This window comes from Streptococcus sp. oral taxon 064, from assembly GCF_001683375.1.
Classification (GTDB): Bacteria; Bacillota; Bacilli; order Lactobacillales; family Streptococcaceae; genus Streptococcus; species Streptococcus oralis_S.
In genome coordinates this window covers 1,672,646-1,694,605 of the sequence record NZ_CP016207.1, presented here as the reverse complement: position 1 = coordinate 1,694,605, position 21,960 = coordinate 1,672,646, and the positions used below count along the sequence as shown (strand labels likewise).

Here is a 21,960-nt window from a genome sequence, read left to right as displayed (position 1 = left end):
TCGCTTTCATTGATAAGTCTAGTATGCCATAAAGTTTCTAAAAATGCTTAGATTTGATACGAAAAAAAGATGAGATTGGTTGGTCTCATCTTTTATAATTTTTTATTTTACAAACGCATTGATTTCTGCTTCAATGTTGGCAATCTTAGCTTGTGAATCTTCATTGCTTTCACCCACAACGGCAATGTAGAATTTGATTTTTGGTTCAGTACCAGAAGGGCGAACAGCAATCCATGAACCGTCAGCAAGTGTATATTTCAAAACATCACTTGGAGGAGTTGTCAAGTTTGTAACAGTACCGTCAGCAGCAGTAGCAGTTTGAGCCTTGAAGTCTTTTACGACAGTGATAGCTGTTGCGTTCCATTCTTTTGGAGCATTGTTACGGAACTTAGCCATAATGGCTTTGATTTGTTCTGCACCATCAACACCAGAAAGGGTAACAGAGATAGTCTTTTCAGCGTAGTAGCCGTACTCTTTGTAGATTTCTTCGATACCGTCAGCAAGTGTCAAACCACGTGAACGATAGTAGGCAGCAAGTTCAGCAACGACAAGAACGGCTTGGATGGCGTCTTTATCACGTACGAATGGTTTGATTAAGTAACCGAAGCTTTCTTCAAATCCCATCATGTAAGTGTGATTGTGTTTTTCTTCAAATTCTTGAATTTTTTCAGCGATAAATTTGAAACCTGTCAAAACGTTGAACATGGTTGCGCCGTAGCTTTCAGCAATCTTCGTTACCAAGTCAGTTGATACAATTGATTTGCAGAGAGCAGCATTTTCAGGAAGAGTTCCAGCATTTTTGTGTGCTTCCAAGATGTATTTAGCCATGATAGCGCCGATTTGGTTACCTGAAAGGTTGAGATAGCTTCCATCTTTTTGAAGGACTTCAACACCAACACGGTCAGCATCAGGGTCAGTTGCCACAAGAACATCAGCGCCAACTTGACGACCAAGTTCTTCAGCAAGGGCAAAGGCAGCTTGGCTTTCTGGGTTTGGAGATTTCACAGTTGAGAAGTCAGGATCTGCAGTTGCTTGTGCTTCAACGACTTGAACTGAGTCAAATCCAGCTTGAGCAAGAGCACGACGAGCCAACATTTCACCCGTACCATGAAGTGGTGTGTAGACAATCTTCATGTCTTTACCGAATTCTTCAATCAAGGCTGGGTTGATGTTTACGTCCTTAACTTCTTTAAGGTATTCTGCATCAACAGCTTCGCCAATGACTTCAATCAAGCCAGAAGCTTTTTCAGCTTCCACATCAGCAACTTCCACAGCAAATGGATTTTCGATTCCACGAATATAAGTAGTTAAAGCGTCCGCATCGTGTGGAGGCATTTGTCCACCGTCTTCTCCATAAACCTTGTAACCGTTAAATGGAGCAGGGTTATGGCTGGCAGTAATCATGATACCTGCAAAACAGTTGAGGTGACGAACTGCAAATGAGAGTTCTGGAGTGGGACGGAGGCTTTCAAATACGTAAGATTTGATACCGTGTTTGGCAAGAACTGCCGCAGATTCAAAGGCAAACTCAGGTGAGAAGTGACGGCTATCGTAGGCAATTGCTACACCACGTTCTTTTTCATTTCCACCTTTTGACTCAATCAAACGAGCCAAACCTTCAGTTGCTTGACGAACAACATAGATATTGATACGATTTGTACCAGCACCGATCAAACCACGCATACCAGCAGTACCAAATTCAAGATTGGTATAAAAGGCGTCTTCCTTAGTTTTTTCGTCCATATTTTCCAAATCTTGACGAAGGTAGTCTGGAAGATCAGCAAAATCGAGCCATTTTTGATAATTTTCTTGGTAAGTCATAGAGTGTCTCCTTTGTTTATTTGCTTTAATCGCTTTCATTATATCACGATTTGACATTTTAGTAAAACGTTAGCATAACTTAAAATGTAGGAAATTTACTTATGCACTTTAGCGGGAAAATGGTGGGGACTTTGCTTACTTATACTAAGTTAGCGATGAAAATTAATTATTAGATTCTTTATAACATGAAAGTTTATGATTCATTTTGTAGGTTTGTTGAAGAAAAAAATCAAAAATATTGTTATATTCTATTCTTTTTATAAAGAATCCTTTAATGTATCAAATGAACATATAGAAAAATTTAAGTTAAAACTCTATAAATTTAAGATATTTTGAAAATATCTGGTTTCTGTTTTGATTTTTATTCTGCGTATGGTAAAATATAGTAAATCATTAAAGGAGAATCCATTATGAAAAAAATTCTTAAGCATTCTGCCTTGCTTTTATCAGCTTTAGCACTGGTTGCCTGTGGAGCTCAAAAAAAGCAAGCGACAATGGTACAGCTTCAAACTCTAATTTTGAGGTTTCTGTAAAAGACGGTATGTATGTATTGCCTAAAGATGAGGATTCATCATCAACATACCTTGCACTTCAAGTCGAAATCAAGAACAATCGTGATAAACAGTTTAGTTTTACTAGCCAAGATATCACGCTATACAATGAAAAGGATGAAAAATTACAACCAATTCAAGTTTATGAAAGCGACAGTAAAACTAAATTTATGTCATATGGTGACAGTCTTTCTAAAGGAAAGAGCGTTGCTGGTTATGTAGTGTATGAAGTCGATAAGAATGCTAAGTATGAACTTCACTTTGCACCTAGCTTTTACGATGACATCAAAGAAAATTCTAAAAAGAATAACGATGTAGCAATCAAGGTGGATCCAAGTCAGTATGAAGACAATATTGATGAAGCGAAAGATGTAATGAAAAAATATGTCGATGCTGTTTACCTTAATGGGGAAAGCTCTGGTGGTGGAACGAACCTAAGTGCTACTGACAAAAAGTCGCAAGTTGTAGCACTTGCTGATGATAAAAAATCTTCTGATAATAGTGCTGAATTCACAAACGATGCGAAAGCTGATAAAGAAGAGTTTATCAAGAAATTTACAGAGTCATTCGGAAAAGGTTTCTATAACTACAAACCATCTGATTCAGAACTTAGAACATTCGCAGATGCCTACATCAAAGCAAATGCTAAGAGAGCAAAAGTTGATTACAAGGTGAAGACATACTTGCCTGATTATGCTGTTGTTTATGTTAGACCAGAAACAATCGACTTGGATAACTTGAATGTTTATGAATTGAGCCGTAAATTCTACGAAGAAAACAAAGGTAAATATAGCAACTACTCTGAAGCTATGAAAGCTGGTGAAAAATACATTTTAGAAAATGCACCGAGTCAATTTGATTCAACTCCTCTAGACACTAGTGATAACATGAAGAAAGAGGGTTATGAAATTAAAATGACCAAGAAAGATGGAAAATGGACCATCGATACCTCTTCTAAAAACTATGAATTGAAAGATATGGCTCGCACATTCCGTGGAGGCATTGGATACTAAGATGAAAGGTTCGAGTTTATGACTCGAACTTTTTTCATTGCAATTGTGCAAAAGAGAAAAAGATAGTAAAATAGATGTATGATTATTTTACAAGCTAATAAAATTGAACGTTCTTTTGCAGGAGAGGTTCTTTTTGATAATATCAACCTGCAAGTTGATGAACGAGACCGGATTGCCCTCGTTGGGAAAAATGGGGCAGGTAAGTCCACTCTTTTGAAGATTTTGGTTGGGGAAGAGGAGCCGACCAGTGGAGAAATCAATAAGAAAAAAGATGTTTCTCTGTCTTACCTAGCCCAAGATAGCCGTTTTGAGTCTGAAAATACCATTTATGATGAAATGCTTCACGTCTTTGATGACTTGCGTCGGACTGAGAAGCAACTTCGTCAGATGGAACTGGAGATGGGTGAAAAGTCTGGTGAAGATCTGGATAAACTGATGGCGGATTATGATCGTTTATCAGAGAACTTCCGTCAGGCTGGTGGCTTTACCTACGAAGCTGATATCCGTGCTATCTTAAATGGATTCAAGTTTGACGAGTCTATGTGGCAGATGAAAATTGACGAGCTTTCTGGTGGCCAAAATACTCGTCTGGCACTGGCTAAAATGCTCCTTGAAAAGCCCAATCTCTTGGTCTTGGACGAACCAACCAACCACTTGGATATTGAAACCATAGCCTGGCTAGAGAATTACTTAGTGAACTATAGCGGTGCCCTCATTATTGTCAGCCACGACCGTTACTTTTTGGACAAGGTTGCGACTGTTACACTGGATTTGACCAAGCATTCCTTAGATCGTTATGTAGGCAATTACTCTCGCTTTGTTGAGTTAAAGGAGCAAAAGCTAGCTACAGAGGCAAAAAACTATGAAAAGCAACAGAAGGAAATCGCGGCTCTAGAAGACTTTGTCAATCGCAATCTAGTCCGAGCTTCAACGACTAAACGTGCTCAATCTCGCCGTAAACAACTAGAAAAAATGGAGCGTTTGGACAAACCTGAAACTAGTAAGAAATCAGCCAATATAACCTTCCAGTCTGAAAAAACATCAGGTAATATCGTTTTAACCGTTGAAAATGCGGCCATTGGCTATGATGGGGAAATATTGTCAGAGCCTATCAACCTTGACCTCCGTAAGATGAATGCTGTTGCCATCGTAGGACCAAATGGTATTGGCAAATCAACCTTTATCAAGTCTATTGTGGACCAGATTCCTTTTATCAAGGGAGAGAAGCGTTTTGGTGCCAATGTTGAGGTTGGATACTATGATCAGACTCAAAGTAAGCTAACACCAAGTAATACGGTTCTGGATGAACTTTGGAATGATTTTAAACTGACACCAGAAGTTGAGATCCGCAACCGCCTTGGTGCCTTCCTCTTCTCTGGTGATGATGTTAAAAAGTCAGTCGGAATGCTGTCTGGTGGTGAACGAGCTCGTCTGTTGCTTGCCAAACTTTCAATGGAAAACAACAATTTCTTGATTTTGGACGAGCCGACCAACCACTTGGATATTGATAGCAAGGAAGTCTTGGAAAATGCCTTGATTGACTTTGATGGAACCCTTCTTTTTGTGAGCCACGACCGTTACTTTATTAATCGTGTAGCCACTCATGTACTGGAATTGTCTGAGAGTGGTTCAACCCTCTACCTTGGAGATTATGACTACTATGTTGATAAGAAAGCAGAAGTAGAAGTGAGTCAAGCTGAGGAACTTTTAACTAGCAATCAGGCAAAAGAAGCAAGTTCAGTTAATGACTACCAGGCCCAGAAAGAAAGTCAAAAAGAAGTTCGCAAACTCATGCGACAAATCGAGAGTTTGGAAGCTGAAATTGAAGAGTTAGAAACTCAAAGTCAAGCCATTTCTGAACAAATGCTGGAAACCAACGATGCTGAAAAGCTCATGGAATTGCAGACTGAACTGGACAAAATTAACCATCGTCAGGAAGAAGCAATGCTTGAGTGGGAAGAATTATCAGAGCAGGTGTAAGAAATGGAACATCTTGGAAAGGTATTTCGTGAATTTCGAACAAGTGGGAAATACTCCTTAAAAGAGGCGGCAGGTAAATCATGTTCAACTTCTCAATTATCTCGCTTCGAGCTTGGGGAGTCTGATCTGGCAGTTTCTCGTTTCTTTGAGATTTTGGACAATATTCATGTGACTATTGAAAATTTCATGGACAAGGCTAGGGATTTTCAAAATCATGAACATGTTGCCTTGATGGCACAGATTATTCCGCTTTACTACTCAAATGATATTGCAGGTTTTCAAAAGCTTCAAAGAGAACAACTTGAAAAGGCTAAGAGTTCGACCAATCCCCTCTATTTTGAGCTGAATTGGATTTTGTTACAGGGACTGATTTGTCAAAGAGATGCTCATTACACGATGAGTCAGAGTGATTTGGAAAAAGTAGCAGATTATCTTTTTCAAACAGAAGAATGGACCATGTATGAGTTGATTCTTTTCGGTAACCTCTATACTTTCTACAATGTGGACTATGTAGCTCGGATTGGCAGAGAAGTCATGGAGCGGGAAGAGTACTACAAAGAAATTGGACGGCATCGTAAACTCGTTTTGATTTTAGCTCTTAACTGTTACCAGCATTGTTTGGAAAGCCGTTCCTTTACGGATGCGGACTATTTTGAGGGCTATGTGGAGAAGTTGATTGGAAATGGTATCAAGCTTTATGAGCGCAATATCTTCCATTATCTCAAAGGTTTCGCCCTCTACCAGAGAGACTTGAAAGAAGAGGGTTGTAGTCAGATGCAGGAGGCTATGCATATTTTTGATGTGCTTGGACTTCCAGAGCAAGTGGCTTACTATCAGGAACATTATGAAAAATTTGTAAATGCTTAAATTTCCCAAATAAGGGAAAAATAAAGAGACTCCTTTCGGTTTTGATACAATAGTTTCAAAATTTGAGAGGAGCTTTTTATATGAATCGACATGCAATCCAGTTGATTAGTCGTGGGGCTATTAATAAAATAGGAAATATGCTCTATGATTATGGAAACAGTGTTTGGTTAGCATCAATGGGGACGATAGGGCAGGCTGTTCTTGGGATTTATCAAATTTCTGAACTCGTCACATCGATTCTGGTCAATCCCTTTGGCGGAGTGATTTCAGACCGCTTTTCGCGTCGCAAAATTTTGATGACGACGGACTTGATTTGTGGTCTTCTCTGTTTAGCTATTTCTTTCATCAGAGATGATAGCTTGATGATTGCTGCCTTGATTTTTGTCAATATTGTTCAGGCGGTTGCCTTTGCATTTTCCCGTACAGCCAACAAAGCCATTATAACTGAGGTTGTAGAGAAAGACGAGATAGTGACCTATAACTCTCGCTTGGAGTTAGTTTTACAGGTTGTAGGAGTCAGTTCTCCGGTGCTTTCTTTCCTCGTTTTACAATTTGCCAGTCTCCATATGACGCTCGTTTTAGATTCCATTAGCTTTTTCATCGCATTTACTTTAGTAGCTTTTCTCCCCCAAAAAGAGACTCAGGAACAAGAGAAAAAGACTTTCAGCTGGAAAAATATTTTTACTGATATGAAAGAAGGAATTCGCTATATTTGGCGACAGCAAGAGATCTTTTTCCTTTTGGTAGTAGCTTCCAGTGTTAATTTCTTTTTTGCAGCCTTTGAATTTATCCTCCCTTTTTCAAATCGACTATACGGGGTGGAAGGAGCTTATGCAACTATTTTAACTATGGGCGCTATTGGTTCGATTATCGGAGCTCTTCTAGCTAGCAAAATAAAGGCAAGTGTTTATAATCTTTTGATTCTATTGGCTTTGCCTGGAGTTGGAGTTTTTATGATGGGATTACCACTGCCAACTTTTCTTTCCTTTTCTGGAAATTTAGTTTGTGAACTGTTTATGACGATTTTTAATATTCACTTTTTTACTCAGGTGCAAACCAAGGTTGAAGGGGAATACTTGGGAAGAGTTCTAAGCACCATTTTTACCTTAGCCATTCTATTTATGCCGATTGCAAAAGGCTTTATGACAGTATTACCAAGTGTTCATCTCTCTTCTTTCCTGATAATTGGAAGCGGGGTTATTGCCCTGTCTTGTTTCTCCCTCATTTACGTGCGAAGTCATTTTGAAAAAGAGTTATAATTTCTCTTTTTTAGAAAATATTACACTACGAATCATTTTTCAGTCCTTCTCTATTGTGAGGAGGGCTTGCTTTGTGGTAAAATGGGATTATGAATGAAAGAATGAATGAGTTAGTTGCCTTACTTAACCGCTATGCGACCGAGTACTATACGAGTGACAATCCCTCGGTTTCAGATAGCGAGTATGATCGCCTCTACCGAGAGTTGGTCGAATTGGAAGCCGCCTATCCAGATCAAGTTTTAGCGGACAGTCCGACCCATCGTGTTGGTGGTAAGGTTTTAGATGGTTTTGAAAAATACAGTCATCAGTATCCTCTATACAGTTTGCAGGATGCTTTTTCACGTGAAGAGTTAGAAGCTTTTGATGCGCGTGTTCGAAAGGAATTACCCCATCCAATCTATATCTGTGAGCTGAAAATCGATGGTTTGTCTATCTCGCTTACGTATGAAAAGGGAATTTTGGTAGTCGGTGCGACACGTGGGGATGGTTCTGTTGGTGAAAATATCACAGAGAACCTCAAGCGTGTCAAGGACATTCCTTTGACCTTGCCAGAAGAACTTGATATCACTGTTCGTGGAGAGTGTTACATGCCACGCGCTTCATTTGACCAGGTCAACCAAGCTCGCCAAGAAAATGGAGAGCCTGAATTTGCTAATCCTCGTAACGCAGCTGCAGGAACCCTCCGTCAGCTGGATACAGCAGTAGTGGCCAAACGCAATCTTGCGACTTTCCTCTATCAAGAAGCCAGCCCTTCTACTCGTGATAGTCAAGAAAAAGTCTTGGAGCATCTTGAACAGCTTGGTTTTGTAGTTAATCCTAAACGAATATTGGCTAAAAGTATAGATGAGATATGGGATTTCATCCAAGAAGTAGGACAAGAACGGGAGAAACTGCCCTACGATATTGATGGAGTAGTCATCAAGGTCAACGACCTAGCAGGTCAAGAAGAACTCGGCTTTACTGTTAAAGCGCCCAAGTGGGCAATCGCCTATAAATTTCCCGCTGAAGAAAAAGAAGCCCAGCTCCTTTCAGTTGACTGGACAGTAGGTCGTACGGGTGTTGTGACTCCGACTGCCAATCTAACACCTGTTCAGCTTGCTGGGACAACTGTTAGCCGTGCAACCTTGCATAATGTAGATTATATCGCTGAAAAGGATATCCGAAAAGATGATACGGTAATCGTTTATAAGGCTGGAGATATCATCCCTGCTGTTCTGCGTGTGGTAGAGTCCAAGCGTGTTTCTGAAGAAAAACTAGATATTCCGACTAATTGTCCAAGTTGTGATAGCCAGTTGCTTCACTTTGAAGATGAAGTAGCTCTTCGTTGTATCAATCCTCGCTGTCCAGCTCAAATCATGGAAGGTCTGATTCACTTTGCCTCTCGAGATGCCATGAATATTACAGGACTTGGTCCATCTATCGTTGAAAAACTTTTTGCTGCCAATCTAGTCAAGGATGTGGCGGATATTTATCGTTTGAAAGAAGACGATTTCCTTCTTTTAGAGGGTGTCAAGGAAAAGTCTGCTTCTAAACTGTATCAGGCCATTCAAGCATCCAAGGAAAACTCTGCTGAAAAGCTCTTGTTTGGTCTGGGAATTCGCCATGTCGGAAGCAAGGCTAGCCAACTCTTGCTCCAACATTTCCACTCTATTGAAAATCTAGCCCAAGCAGATCCAGAGGAAGTAGCAAGTATTGAAAGCTTGGGTAGTGTGATTGCGCAAAGCCTTCAGACTTATTTTGCTACAGAAGGATCGAAGATTCTCTTAGACGAGTTGAAAGAAGCTGGAGTCAATCTGGACTACAAAGGGCAGACAGTAGTGGCAGATGCAGCCTTGTCAGGTTTGACGGTTGTACTCACGGGGAAATTGGAACGTCTCACGCGCTCAGAAGCTAAAAGCAAACTTGAAAGTCTGGGTGCCAAAATCACAGGCAGTGTTTCTAAGAAAACGAATCTTGTCGTAGCAGGAGCAGATGCAGGAAGCAAGCTCCAAAAAGCACAAGAACTTGGTATCGAAGTTCGAGATGAAGCTTGGCTAGAAAGTTTGTAAAGAATAGTTGAAAACTAGATGTTAGATAGTCTGGAACTATCTCTCCTGATGTGTTTTTATATCTATTAGAACTATTCTCTATTGTGCTGAATTTCCCGCTAAATTCTTCAGCATGACTTAAAAATTAAACTTGAAATTAGAAATTAGAAATTAGGAAAAGAAATGTATAGATACCCAGTAGTCATCCATTTTCACCGAAAAAATGGGGATTATGATGCTTGTTCATTCAGTAGAAAACAGGCAGATGTTAAAGAAAATTTGTATTATGAAAATGACTATTTTGGAGCAAAATTCTCCTTTACAGTCACAAGTGCAGAAAGGCTCGATACTTTGACCTTTTCTGCTGAAATAGATGGTAAGACAAAAGACTATCTCCTACGGTTTAACTATTATCCACTGTTGACTGAGGTTTGGATCTTAGATGGTGATGAGACGGTTTATTATTCTGAAAATCCTGCCATTGCAAGTCCTTTCTATAAAGATCGAAACCCGTTTGCTTTTGATAAAGCTTTTCACAGTGAAAGTTTTGATCATCATTGGGGATACCAAGGAGAGTTGGGTTATAGTATCTCAGACTACCAGACAAGCTTTAAACTCTGGGCTCCAACCGCTACAGCAGTCCAAGTGGTCGTTTATGAAAATACAAGTAACGACGCGCCGATTTGGAAAACCTTTAATCTCGAGCGTGGGAATAGCTATTCATATAGTCATAAGTACAATACCATTGGTGTTTGGGGTCTAGATTTAGATGAAAATCTTGCTGGCAAGGCTTATCAGTATCAGATTGAATTCCCTCATCACAAGAGTTTGACAAGAGATCCTTATACAATTGCAACCAGTCCTGACGGAAAACGTTCTGTTATTCTATCACACAAAGAGAGACAAGTAGATGGATTTGAAGTCAAACATGGGACAGATGCTCCTTGGCGTTTGGAAAACCCATGTAAAGCCGTTATCTGCGAGATGCACATTCGTGATTTTACAAAATCACCGACATCTGGAGTTCCAGAAAACCTTCGAGGGACCTTCCTTGGGGCTGCCCAGAATGGAACGGTTAACCAGTATGGTCAAGCAACAGCCTTTGACTATATCAAAGAACTCGGCTGTAATTATGTTCAGCTCCAACCAATCTTTGATCGCCATAAGGAATATGACGAGGATGGAAATGTAACCTATAACTGGGGTTATGACCCTCAAAACTACAATGCGCCAGAACCAAGTTTCTCTAGCAATTCAGATGATCCAGGACAGGTTATTCGAGACCTCAAGACCATGATTCAGGCATATCATGATGCGGGAATCGGTGTCATTATGGATGTCGTTTACAACCATACCTTCTCAACGGTTGATGCACCTTTCCAAACAACTGTTCCTGATTATTACTATCGTATGAATCCAGATGGAACCTTCCAAAACGGCACAGGTGTTGGAAATGAAACCGCAAGCGAACATGAAATGTACCGCAAGTATATGATTGACTCACTCCTTTATTGGGTAAAAGAATACAATATTGACGGTTTCCGTTTCGACTTGATGGGAATTCACGATGTCAAAACCATGCAGGCAATTCGTTGGGCACTGGATGAAGTTGATCCTCGGATTATCACTTATGGAGAAGGTTGGGATATGGGGACCGGTCTTGCACCTTATGACAAGGCCAAGAAGGACAATGCCTACCAGATGCCAAATATTGGATTCTTCAATGATGATCAGCGTGATGCCATCAAAGGAGGAGAAGTTTATGGCTCAATCAAGGCAGGATTTGTTAGTGGTGCAGCTACAGAACCGATTGTAGCCAAAGCTATTCTTGGTAGCCGAGAGTTGGGCTCATATCTTAGTCCAAACCAAGTTCTTAACTACGTGGAAGCCCACGATAATTACAACTTGCATGATTTGTTAGTAACCCTTCATCCAGATCACAGTTCAGATAAGATTATGCGTCAGGTCGAGACAGCAACAGCGATGAGCATTCTTATGCAAGGTATGTCCTTTATAGAGCTGGGTCAAGAATTTGGCCGCACCAAACTCCTTGCTACTGGAGAAAATGGAGAGCTGACTGCGGCAGATAGAGAACGGGCCATGAATAGTTACAATGCTCCAGATAGTGTCAACCAGGTCAACTGGGATTTAATCAATGAGAGACAAGAGAGCATTGACTTTATTCGCCAGATTATTCGCCTAAAAACACAAACGCGTGCTTTCTCTTATCCTACATACGAAGAAGTTTATCGTCATGTCTTCGTCCATACAGCTGCTGAAAATAGTGGGTGGATTGTTTACGAAATTCACGGTGGAGCAGAGCACTTATTGGTGGTATTCAATGCTAAAGGAGCTTCCTTCTACTTTGAAAATGCGGGAAATCTTGAAATGCTGGTGTCCAATAGTCGTTCTAAAGAGTCTAATGTGATTGATGATATCAGCGTTGCAGTCTTGAAGGTACTTTCATAGTAAATGCAGCAAAAAGGTTTAGTTAAAACTAGACCTTTTTTGATTTTTATTGAAAAACCAATATCTAATAGGAATAAATTTCAAATAATTTGAAGAATCAAGTTTGTGAAAAAAATATCAATATTTTCCAAAAAGGGGTTGTAATTTTCTGAAAATTTGATAAAATAAGTTTTAATCATTTTCAGGAGGAAGAGAATTTGACAAATTATCAGAATTTAGTGAATGGAAAATGGAAATCATCAGAGAATGAAATTGCCATCTATTCTCCCGTCAATCAGGAAAAGCTGGGTACAGTTCCAGCTATGAGTCAGGCTGAAGTAGATGAGGCTATGAAAGCTGCACGTGCAGCTCTCCCAGCATGGCGTGATTTAGCACCCGTTGAGCGTGCAGCTTATTTGCATAAGACAGCAGACATTTTGGAACGTGATAAAGAAAAAATTGGTACCATTCTTGCCAAAGAGGTTGCAAAAGGAATTAAAGCAGCCATTGGAGAAGTAGTACGTACAGCAGAATTGATTCGTTTTGCTGCCGAGGAAGGCCTCCGTATCACTGGACAAGCGATGGAAGGTGGTGGTTTTGAAGCTGCAAGTAAAAATAAACTAGCCGTTGTCCGTCGTGAACCAGTTGGTGTCGTTTTGGCTATCGCGCCATTTAACTATCCAGTCAACCTTTCTGGATCTAAGATTGCTCCGGCTTTGATTGCAGGAAATGTCGTTATGTTCAAACCACCAACACAAGGATCTATTTCTGGACTCTTGTTGGCTAAAGCATTTGACGAAGCAGGAATCCCAGCAGGTGTCTTTAACACCATCACTGGACGTGGTTCTGAAATCGGAGACTACATCATCGAACACAAGGAAGTGAACTTCATTAACTTTACAGGTTCAACACCGATTGGTGAGCGTATTGGTCGTTTAGCTGGTATGCGCCCGATTATGCTTGAGCTTGGTGGAAAAGATGCAGCAATTGTCTTAGAAGATGCAGATTTAGAAAATGCAGCTAAGCAAATCGTAGGTGGTGCCTTTAGCTACTCTGGTCAGCGTTGTACCGCTATCAAACGTGTTTTGGTTGTGGAAAGCGTCGCAGACAGATTGGCTGAATTGCTCCAAGCTGAAGTTGCCAAGCTAACTGTTGGTGATCCATTTGACAATGCAGATATCACGCCAGTTATTGATAATGCTTCAGCTGATTTCATCTGGGGATTGATTGAAGATGCTCAGGAAAAAGGAGCCAAAGCGCTCAGCCCAATCAAACGTGAGAACAATCTCATTTGGCCAGGACTTTTTGATTATGTCACAAGAGATATGAAATTAGCCTGGGAAGAACCATTTGGACCTGTTCTCCCAATTATTCGAGTTGCAGATGCCAATGAAGCACTTGAAATTGCTAATGAATCAGAATTCGGTCTTCAATCTTCAGTCTTTACAAATGACTTTAAGAAGGCATTTGAAATTGCTGAGAAACTTGAAGTTGGTACCGTTCATATTAACAATAAAACACAACGTGGACCAGATAATTTCCCATTCCTTGGTGTAAAAGGTTCTGGTGCGGGAGTGCAAGGAATTAAATATAGTATCGAAGCGATGACAAATGTCAAATCCATTGTTTTTGATGTGAGATAATTTATAAAATCAGGAAAATAACTTCCTGATTTTATTTTTTTCAAAATAATACAGTAAAAAATTGATAAAAAACGAATATTCTGGTATTATAATAAAAAAATATATGGAAATTGTTTTGTGTTCTATTTTCTGGATATCTTTTTTAAAATGCTAGGTAATTTTTTGAAGGCTTTCATAAAAAAATATGATTTCCTTCGTAAATTACTTGAAAGTTATCTTAAAAGAGTGTATAATAGAATTATAGAAAACGCTTACAAAAGAAAGGGGATTGAATGAATAATCAAGAAGCATTAAGAACCTTTACTACAGGTGAGAACTTTCACCTCCAGCATTATTTAGGAGCGCATAGAGAGGAGAAAAACGGAGAAATAGGCTATACCTTTAGGGTTTGGGCCCCAAATGCACAAGCAGTTCATCTAGTTGGTGATTTTACCGATTGGGTTGAGAATCAGATTCCTATGGTTCGTAATGAAGCAGGTGTTTGGGAAGTCTTTACGAGTCAAGCCCAGGAAGGTCAGATTTATAAATATCATATCACGCGTGCAAATGGTCACCAGATTATGAAGATCGATCCTTTGGCAGTTTATTTTGAAGCTAGACCGGGTACAGGAGCTGTTTTGACCAATATCCGTGAAAAGAAATGGAAAGATGGCCTTTGGCTAGCACGTCGCAAACGTCTGGGATTTTTCGAGAGACCAGTTAATATATATGAAGCCCATGCAGGATCTTGGAAGAGAAATCCAGATGGTAGTCCCTATACTTTTTCGCAACTGAAAGACGAGTTGATTCCATACTTAGTTGAGATGAACTATACACATATTGAGTTCATGCCTTTAATGGCTCACCCACTTGGATTGAGCTGGGGCTATCAACTTATGGGTTACTTTGCTTTTGAACATTCCTATGGTACACCTGAGGAATTCCAAGATTTCGTTGAAGAATGTCATATAAATAATATCGGTGTTATCGTCGACTGGGTTCCGGGTCATTTCACTATTAATGATGATGCATTGGCATATTATGACGGTACACCAACTTTTGAATACCAAGACCACAACAAGGCTCATAACTACGGTTGGGGTGCACTGAATTTTGACCTCGGGAAAAATGAGGTCCAGTCTTTCCTGATTTCAAGTATTAAATTTTGGATTGATTTTTACCACTTAGATGGTATTCGGGTCGATGCAGTGAGCAATATGCTGTATCTAGATTATGATAATGCTCCTTGGACTCCAAACAAAGACGGTGGAAACCTTAACTACGAGGGTTATTATTTCCTTCAACGGTTGAACACAGTGATTAAGTTAGCTCATCCAGATATCATGATGATTGCAGAAGAAAGCTCATCAGCGACAAAGATTACTGGTATGAAAGAAATGGGCGGCCTTGGATTTGACTATAAATGGAATATGGGCTGGATGAACGACATTCTCCGTTTCTACGAGGAAGATCCGATTTATCGCAAGTATGACTTTAATCTTGTGACCTTCAGCTTTATGTATGTTTTCAATGAAAACTATCTCTTACCTTTCTCGCATGATGAAGTGGTTCATGGCAAGAAGAGTATGATGCATAAGATGTGGGGAGATCGCTACAATCAGTTCGCTGGTCTGCGCAACCTCTACACCTATCAAATTTGTCATCCTGGTAAGAAACTCTTGTTCATGGGTAGTGAGTACGGGCAATTCCTAGAGTGGAAGTCTGAGGAGCAGTTGGAATGGTCTAATCTAGAAGATCCGATGAATGCCAAGATGAAGCATTTTACTTCTCAACTCAATCAATTCTATAAAGACCATCGCTGTCTTTGGGAAATTGATACTAGTTATGATGGTATCGAGATTATCGATGCTGATAATAGAGATCAGAGTGTCCTTTCCTTTATTCGTAAGGGCAAGAAAGACGAAATGTTAGTCTGTGTCTTTAACATGGCACCAGTTGAACGTAAGGACTTTACGATTGGTTTACCTGTTGCAGGTATTTACGAAGAAGTTTGGAATACAGAATTAGAAGAATGGGGAGGTGTGTGGAAAGAGCACAATCAAACAGTTCAGACTCAAGAAGGCTTATGGAAGGATTATGAGCAGACTTTGACCTTTACCTTGCCTGCCATGGGAGCAAGCATCTGGAAGATCAAGCGTCGTTTGAAACCAGCTAAGAAAAAAGAATAATGGGCTGTTGATGATATTTTTTAGATTTTAAAAACGGATGTACTTGTATTGGACTTGAAACACAAGAGAAATGGATTTCCTATTATTTTTATAAAAAAGTTTGACTTCCGACCTTCTTTCGATTTTAACGTTCACATGTCTTTATAAAGGAGTAGAAAATGAAGAATGAAATGCTAGCTTTGATCCTTGCGGGTGGGCAAGGAACACGTCTCGGAAAACTCACTCAAAGCATTGCCAAACCGGCAGTGCAATTCGGTGGGCGCTACCGTATCATTGATTTTGCTCTTTCCAACTGTGCAAACTCTGGAATCCATAATGTTGGTGTGATTACGCAATACCAACCTCTCGCTTTGAACAACCATATCGGAAATGGTTCTAGCTGGGGATTGGATGGTATCAATTCAGGTGTCTCTATTTTACAACCTTATTCAGCCAGCGAAGGAAACCGTTGGTTTGAAGGGACTAGTCACGCTATCTACCAAAACATTGACTACATCGACAGTATTAATCCTGAGTATGTTTTGATTCTTTCTGGTGACCACATCTACAAGATGGACTACGATGATATGCTTCAGTCCCATAAGGATAATAATGCCAGTTTGACAGTAGCTGTCCTAGACGTACCGCTCAAAGAAGCTAGCCGTTTCGGTATCATGAATACAGATGCCAATAACCGTATCGTTGAATTCGAAGAAAAACCTGCTCAACCTAAATCTACAAAAGCTTCTATGGGAATCTATATTTTCGACTGGAAACGACTTCGCAATATGCTTGTTGCTGCTGAAAAGAGTAATGTGGATATGTCAGACTTTGGTAAGAACGTTATCCCTAACTATCTCGAGTCTGGTGAAAGTGTCTATGCTTATGAATTTAATGGCTACTGGAAAGATGTTGGTACGATTGAGTCACTTTGGGAAGCCAATATGGAGTACATTTCACCAGAAAATGCCTTGGATAGCCGCAATCGTCAGTGGAAAATTTACTCTAGAAACTTGATTTCACCACCAAACTACTTTGGTGCGCATGCTCACGTTGAAGATTCATTGGTCGTGGATGGTTGTTTTGTAGATGGAACTGTTAAACGTTCGATTCTTTCAACAGAAGCACAAGTACGTGAAGGTGCTGAGGTCGTTGATTCCGTTATCATGAGTGGGGCTATTATTGGCCATGGAGCAAAGATTACTCGTGCTATTATTGGTGAGGGTGCCATTATTGCAGACGGCGTAGAGATTGACGGAACGGATGAAGTACAAGTAGTAGGATACAATGAAGTAGTGGGGGTAGCAACAGATGAAGATTGATAAATATTCAGCCATTTTAGGAAACACAGTTGGTTTTCATGATATGTCAACGTTAACAGAACACCGTCCGGTAGCTAGCTTGCCTTTCGGTGGGAAATACCGTTTGATTGACTTCCCCCTTTCCAGTCTTGCAAATGCAGGTGTTCGTAGTATCTTTGGTATTTTCCAACAAGATAATATCAGCTCAGTTTTCGACCATATCCGTTCAGGTCGTGAGTGGGGCTTGTCAACCCTTCTAAGTCACTACTATCTAGGAATTTACAACACTCGTGTTGAAAGCAGTACAGTTGGAAAAGAGTATTACCAACAGCTACTTACCTACTTGAGACGTTCGGGTTCAAACCAAACCGTTTCGATTAACTGTGATGTATTAGTGAATATTGACTTGAATCAAGTCTTCCACCTACACAATACAACGAATGGTCCGATCACAGTTGTATATAAGAAACTTCCTAAGAAAGACATTTCAGATGTGAATGCTATCTTGGAAATCGATGAAACTGACCATGTTCGTTCGCACAAACTCTTTGATAACAAATCTACGGATGAACTCTTCAACATGTCTACAGATATCTTTGTTGTGGACACTCCTTGGTTGATTGAACGACTTGAAGAAGAGGCTCAGAAAGAATATCCTGAAAAGTTGCGCTATGTTCTCCGCGATTTAGCTGTAAAAGAAGGAGCTTTTGCTTACGAATACACAGGATACTTGGCAAACATTCACTCTGTTCAGTCCTATTATCAAGCCAATATCGATATGCTTGAATCTAAAAAGTTCTACTCTCTCTTCTCACCAAATCAAAAGATTTATACAAAAGTTAAGAATGAAGAACCAACCTACTATGCGAATACTTCAAAAGTAAGTACTTCTCAGTTTGCTTCTGGTAGTATCATTGAGGGCGAAGTAGTTCAGTCAGTCCTATCTCGTAACATTTATGTTCACAAGGATAGTGTGGTGAAGGACAGCATTTTATTCCCTCGTGTTGTGATTGGACAAGGTGCCCAAGTTGAATATGCTATCTTGGATAAGGGAGTTGAGGTTGCGGACGGTGTTGTCATTCGAGGCACAGCAGAACATCCAGTTGTAGTGAAGAAGGGTGAAACAGTAACAGAGGACATTTATTCATGAAAATTTTATTTGTAGCGGCAGAAGGAGCACCCTTTTCAAAAACAGGTGGTTTGGGCGATGTTATTGGTGCACTTCCCAAATCACTTGTAAAAGCGGGGCACGAAGTTGCAGTTTTCTTGCCTTACTATGATATGGTAGAAGCAAAGTTTGGAGACCAGATAGAGGATGTTCTTCACTTTGAAGTTAGTGTGGGATGGCGTAGACAGTACTGTGGCATTAAGAAAACGGTCTTGAATGGGGTTACTTTCTACTTCATTGATAATCAGTATTATTTCTTCCGTGGTCATGTGTACGGTGATTTTGACGATGGTGAGCGCTTTGCCTTTTTCCAACTGGCTGCTCTTGAAGCTATGGAACGCATCGGCTTTATCCCTGACCTTCTCCATGTTCATGACTACCACACAGCTATGATTCCCTTCTTGTTGAAGGAGAAGTACCATTGGATTCAAGCATATCAAGGAATCAGAACCGTTTTAACTATTCATAATTTGGAATTTCAAGGCCAATTTTCTGAAGGAATGTTGTGGGATTTGTTCGGTGTTGGCTTTGAACGCTATGCTGATGGCACCCTTCGCTGGAATGATTGCCTTAACTGGATGAAAGCTGGTATTCTCTACGCGGATCGTGTCACAACCGTTTCCCCTAGCTATGCACATGAGATTATGACCAGTCAGTTTGGTTGCGGTTTGGACCAGATTCTTCGCATGGAGTCAGGTAAGGTTTCAGGTATTGTCAATGGTATTGACGCAGATCTTTATAATCCTCAAACAGACCCACTTTTAGACTATCATTTTGATAAAGAAGATTTGTCTGGAAAAGCTCAAAACAAAGCAAAATTACAAGAGAGAGTTGGGTTACCAGTGCGAGCAGATGTTCCTCTAGTTGGGATTGTCTCTCGATTGACCCGCCAAAAAGGTTTTGATGTTGTGGTAGAAAGCTTGCATCGTTTCTTACAGGAGGACGTTCAAATAGTCCTTTTAGGAACAGGAGATCCTGCTTTTGAACATTCCTTCTCCTGGTTTGCGCAAGTCTATCCAGACAAGCTATCAGCAAATATCACTTTTGACGTCAAGCTTGCTCAAGAAATCTACGCAGCTTGTGATCTCTTCCTCATGCCGAGTCGTTTTGAACCATGTGGTTTGTCTCAAATGATGGCGATGCGCTATGGAACTCTACCATTGGTTCATGAAGTGGGTGGCTTGCGTGACACTGTTCAATCCTTCAATCCAATCGAAGGAACTGGAACTGGATTTAGCTTTGACAATTTAACACCATACTGGCTTAACTGGAGTTTCCAAACAGCCTTGGATGTTTATAAGTACCAGCCGGAAGTTTGGAGAAATCTACAAAAACAAGCTATGGAATGTGATTTCTCATGGGATACAGCCTGCAAATCTTACCTTGACTTGTACCATAGTTTAGTCAACTAATAGATAAAATCATATGATTCTTTCATACGATTTTTGGGCTGTTTAGAAAGGAAAGTTTATGTCTCAAGTAATGGGGCTCTGTGTCATGGACGTTGACGGCACCCTGATAGCAGAAGAGGTGATTGACCTTTTAGGAAAAGAAGCAGGTTGTGAAGAAGAAATATCGCAGATTACAAGCCAGGCAATGCGAGGCAAACTGGACTTTGAAACAAGTTTACGAGCGAGGGTAGCTTTGTTAAAAGGCCTTCCGGTTTCGGTCTTTGATACTGTCTTCAAATCCATTCATCTGTCCAAGAATGCTCAAGAATTTATCTCCATACTTCAAAAGAAGGGCATTCTAGTCGGTCTAGTGTCTGGTGGCTTTACACCAATAGTTGAAAGATTAGCAAAATCCCTTGGTATTTCCTATTTCTCCGCCAACCAGTTGGAAGTCAAAGACGGTTTTTTAACAGGAAAATCAGTTGGTGAAATTGTGACAGGTCAAGTAAAAAAAGCTACTCTTGAGAGATGGAGAAAGGAATTAGAACTTCCCAAAGAAAGAACGATTGCCATCGGTGATGGTGCCAATGACCTCTTGATGTTAAAGTCAGCAGGACGTGGTATTGCATTTTGTGCCAAAGAGGTCGTAAAAACAGAGATAGCTTGTCATGTAGATACGAGGGATTTTTTGGAAGTTCTACCTTTGATTGATTTCTTAGAATGAGAGGGAACTATGAAAATTGTAATTGCACCCGATTCTTTTAAAGAAAGTTTGACGGCAGAAGAGGTCGCTCAAGCTATAAAAAGAGGATTCCAAAAATCGATAGCAGATGTAGAATGTCTGCTTTGCCCTGTTGGCGATGGTGGGGAAGGAACTGTAGATGCGCTTCGACATTCGCTTGACCTCGAAGAAAAATGGTTCCAAGTGACAGGACCTTTTGGGCTAAAAGAAGCCATGCGCTACTTTTATAAAGATCAAATAGCGCTCTTTGAAGTTGCTAACTTGGTTGGTCTTGGAAAGATTCCGCAGGAGAAACGAAACCCTCTCCACATCCAAACTCGCGGTATCGGAGAATTGATCCGCCATCTTATTGATCAAGGTATGAAAGAAATCTACATCGGTGTAGGTGGTACGGCTAGTAATGATGGTGGAATTGGCATTGCAGCTGCTTTGGGTTATCACTTTTATGATAAGAATGGAAAAGAATTGCCAGCTTGCGGTCAGACTTTGCTTGAGTTTGAGTCAGTTTCAGACAGCGAGTTGTATAGGATTCCTGAAGATGTGAAAATCCGCATTTTAGCAGATGTCGTGAGCCCTTTATGTGGTCATCAAGGAGCGACCTATACATTTGGAAAACAAAAGGGCTTGGATCCTGCTTTGTTTGAGACAGTAGATCTGGCTATACAGGAGTTCTATGAAAAATTTTCACCATCAACCCTGTCTCTCAATGGAGCAGGAGCCGGCGGTGGGATTGCGGCTGGGCTCTGTTCCTTTGCTGAGGCCACTATCGTATCTGGAATTGACACTTGTTTAGATTTGATTGATTTTGATAAGAAAGTTGCAGGGGCAGACTTGGTTATCGTTGGAGAAGGCAGACTGGACAGTCAAAGCTTTGTTGGAAAAGCTCCTATGGGAGTAGCAAAAAGAACCCCTAACGGAGTTCCTGTTATTGCTATTTGTGGTAGTCTTTCCGAGGATTTACCTTCCCTACCATTCGAAAATATACAAGCTGTCTTTTCTATTTTAGAGAAAAGTGAACCTTTGGAAGATAGTTTGAAAAATGCAAGTCTCTATTTGGAGCACACAGCTACTAATATTGGCCGTTTATTAAACATGAGAAATCATTAACCAAACCATTTTTTCCAGATGGATTTTTTAGGTGGCTCAGCCTTTTTCTCCTCCCAAAGACTTGAAAATGCAAGTCTAAGGTCCTTTTCTTCTACTTGAACAGGTTCATTTGTATGAATGACAAGACCGAAAGGAGAGGTGATATGATCATCTGAAACAATAGTCGCCTGACAGTTGCTTTCCTTTGCTTGCTTTAAGTAAAAGACCTGTTTGTCAAACTCGATATTTGGTGAAATCTTCACAAAAAGTGCCTCTACCTTTTCTTGAAAACCCTCTAAAATAGAGAAAAATCCATGTTCTAATTCAGGACTATTGGCAGTACTGATATCCGCGTAGCCAAGAACTCTTTCCTCGAAAGTGCCGAGATAGCGGCGTTGTTCGTCAGGGTTTAATTTCGGCCCACCATGAGCTTTTTCTAGTAGTTGTTTTGATAAATCTGTCATAAAAACAGTATATCACAAAAATCGCAAGAAAACAGATAAAAGAAAGCGATTA

General features: G+C 40.3%; 14 protein-coding genes and 1 pseudogene. 13 read left to right on the top strand and 2 right to left on the bottom strand.

All coding sequences use genetic code 11. The features are described from left to right. Positions 1-102 precede the first annotated feature (102 nt). A complete protein-coding gene (locus AXF18_RS08300; RefSeq protein WP_065371807.1) occupies positions 103-1,821 on the bottom strand; it encodes a phospho-sugar mutase in 1,719 nt (572 codons plus the stop codon). A gap of 410 nt (positions 1,822-2,231) precedes the next feature. On the opposite strand from AXF18_RS08300, the pseudogene AXF18_RS08295 reads away from it, so the two are divergent. The 13 genes and pseudogenes from AXF18_RS08295 (at position 2,232) to AXF18_RS08235 (ending at position 21,465) form a co-directional block, all read left to right on the top strand. Continuing rightward, positions 2,232-3,385 (top strand): annotated as a pseudogene (locus AXF18_RS08295) (DUF4352 domain-containing protein). A 78-nt stretch (positions 3,386-3,463) separates the two neighbouring features. Next, entirely contained in the window at positions 3,464-5,365 is a 1,902-nt protein-coding gene (locus tag AXF18_RS08290; protein ID WP_065371805.1) for an ABC-F family ATP-binding cassette domain-containing protein, read from the top strand. Positions 5,366-5,368: 3 nt separating this feature from the next. Next, positions 5,369-6,232, top strand: coding sequence for an XRE/MutR family transcriptional regulator (locus tag AXF18_RS08285; RefSeq protein ID WP_065371804.1), 864 nt, complete (start codon positions 5,369-5,371; stop codon positions 6,230-6,232). An 80-nt stretch (positions 6,233-6,312) separates the two neighbouring features. Then, the gene (locus tag AXF18_RS08280) at positions 6,313-7,491 is read left to right on the top strand and encodes an MFS transporter (RefSeq protein WP_065371803.1); all 1,179 of its coding nucleotides are present in this window, start codon (positions 6,313-6,315) and stop codon (positions 7,489-7,491) included. A gap of 89 nt (positions 7,492-7,580) precedes the next feature. Continuing rightward, a complete protein-coding gene (ligA, locus tag AXF18_RS08275) occupies positions 7,581-9,539 on the top strand; it encodes an NAD-dependent DNA ligase LigA (protein WP_065371802.1) in 1,959 nt (652 codons plus the stop codon). A gap of 162 nt (positions 9,540-9,701) precedes the next feature. After that, a complete protein-coding gene (gene pulA / locus AXF18_RS08270; RefSeq protein WP_065371801.1) occupies positions 9,702-11,987 on the top strand; it encodes a type I pullulanase in 2,286 nt (761 codons plus the stop codon). 197 nt (positions 11,988-12,184) lie between these two features. Next, the gene (locus tag AXF18_RS08265; protein ID WP_065371800.1) at positions 12,185-13,609 is read left to right on the top strand and encodes an NADP-dependent glyceraldehyde-3-phosphate dehydrogenase; all 1,425 of its coding nucleotides are present in this window, start codon (positions 12,185-12,187) and stop codon (positions 13,607-13,609) included. A 272-nt stretch (positions 13,610-13,881) separates the two neighbouring features. Further along, positions 13,882-15,777: a 1,4-alpha-glucan branching protein GlgB gene (glgB, locus tag AXF18_RS08260; protein WP_001064529.1), complete on the top strand. Its 1,896-nt coding sequence runs from the start codon at positions 13,882-13,884 to the stop codon at positions 15,775-15,777. Positions 15,778-15,935: 158 nt separating this feature from the next. Further along, a complete protein-coding gene (locus AXF18_RS08255) occupies positions 15,936-17,078 on the top strand; it encodes a glucose-1-phosphate adenylyltransferase (protein ID WP_065371799.1) in 1,143 nt (380 codons plus the stop codon). Beyond that, positions 17,068-18,207, top strand: coding sequence for a glucose-1-phosphate adenylyltransferase subunit GlgD (gene glgD, locus AXF18_RS08250; RefSeq protein WP_049520334.1), 1,140 nt, complete (start codon positions 17,068-17,070; stop codon positions 18,205-18,207). Before AXF18_RS08255 ends, glgD begins: the two co-directional genes overlap by 11 nt. Next, the gene (gene glgA, locus AXF18_RS08245) at positions 18,204-19,637 is read left to right on the top strand and encodes a glycogen synthase GlgA (RefSeq protein ID WP_065371798.1); all 1,434 of its coding nucleotides are present in this window, start codon (positions 18,204-18,206) and stop codon (positions 19,635-19,637) included. The genes glgD and glgA overlap by 4 nt, the downstream gene beginning before the upstream one ends. Positions 19,638-19,695: 58 nt before the next feature. Next, complete coding sequence (gene serB, locus AXF18_RS08240) at positions 19,696-20,340, top strand: phosphoserine phosphatase SerB (RefSeq protein WP_000084531.1); 645 nt, start codon at positions 19,696-19,698, stop codon at positions 20,338-20,340. 9 nt (positions 20,341-20,349) lie between these two features. Further along, positions 20,350-21,465 carry a glycerate kinase gene (locus AXF18_RS08235; RefSeq protein WP_000706405.1) on the top strand — a complete coding sequence of 372 codons (1,116 nt, stop codon included), beginning with the start codon at positions 20,350-20,352 and terminating at the stop codon, positions 21,463-21,465. On the opposite strand, the gene AXF18_RS08230 is transcribed toward AXF18_RS08235, so the two are convergent. After that, the gene (locus tag AXF18_RS08230) at positions 21,462-21,908 is read right to left on the bottom strand and encodes a DUF1694 domain-containing protein (RefSeq protein WP_000131096.1); all 447 of its coding nucleotides are present in this window, start codon (positions 21,906-21,908) and stop codon (positions 21,462-21,464) included. The genes AXF18_RS08235 and AXF18_RS08230 overlap by 4 nt on opposite strands. Positions 21,909-21,960 lie beyond the last annotated feature (52 nt).

Coding starts and splice junctions, on each gene's coding strand:
- AXF18_RS08300 (WP_065371807.1), bottom strand. CDS start 1,821: ATGACTTACCAAGAAAATTATCAAAAATGGCTCGATTTTGCTGATCTT.
- AXF18_RS08290 (WP_065371805.1), top strand. CDS start 3,464: ATGATTATTTTACAAGCTAATAAAATTGAACGTTCTTTTGCAGGAGAG.
- AXF18_RS08285 (WP_065371804.1), top strand. CDS start 5,369: ATGGAACATCTTGGAAAGGTATTTCGTGAATTTCGAACAAGTGGGAAA.
- AXF18_RS08280 (WP_065371803.1), top strand. CDS start 6,313: ATGAATCGACATGCAATCCAGTTGATTAGTCGTGGGGCTATTAATAAA.
- ligA (WP_065371802.1), top strand. CDS start 7,581: ATGAATGAAAGAATGAATGAGTTAGTTGCCTTACTTAACCGCTATGCG.
- pulA (WP_065371801.1), top strand. CDS start 9,702: ATGTATAGATACCCAGTAGTCATCCATTTTCACCGAAAAAATGGGGAT.
- glgB (WP_001064529.1), top strand. CDS start 13,882: ATGAATAATCAAGAAGCATTAAGAACCTTTACTACAGGTGAGAACTTT.
- AXF18_RS08255 (WP_065371799.1), top strand. CDS start 15,936: ATGAAGAATGAAATGCTAGCTTTGATCCTTGCGGGTGGGCAAGGAACA.
- glgD (WP_049520334.1), top strand. CDS start 17,068: ATGAAGATTGATAAATATTCAGCCATTTTAGGAAACACAGTTGGTTTT.
- glgA (WP_065371798.1), top strand. CDS start 18,204: ATGAAAATTTTATTTGTAGCGGCAGAAGGAGCACCCTTTTCAAAAACA.
- serB (WP_000084531.1), top strand. CDS start 19,696: ATGTCTCAAGTAATGGGGCTCTGTGTCATGGACGTTGACGGCACCCTG.
- AXF18_RS08235 (WP_000706405.1), top strand. CDS start 20,350: ATGAAAATTGTAATTGCACCCGATTCTTTTAAAGAAAGTTTGACGGCA.
- AXF18_RS08230 (WP_000131096.1), bottom strand. CDS start 21,908: ATGACAGATTTATCAAAACAACTACTAGAAAAAGCTCATGGTGGGCCG.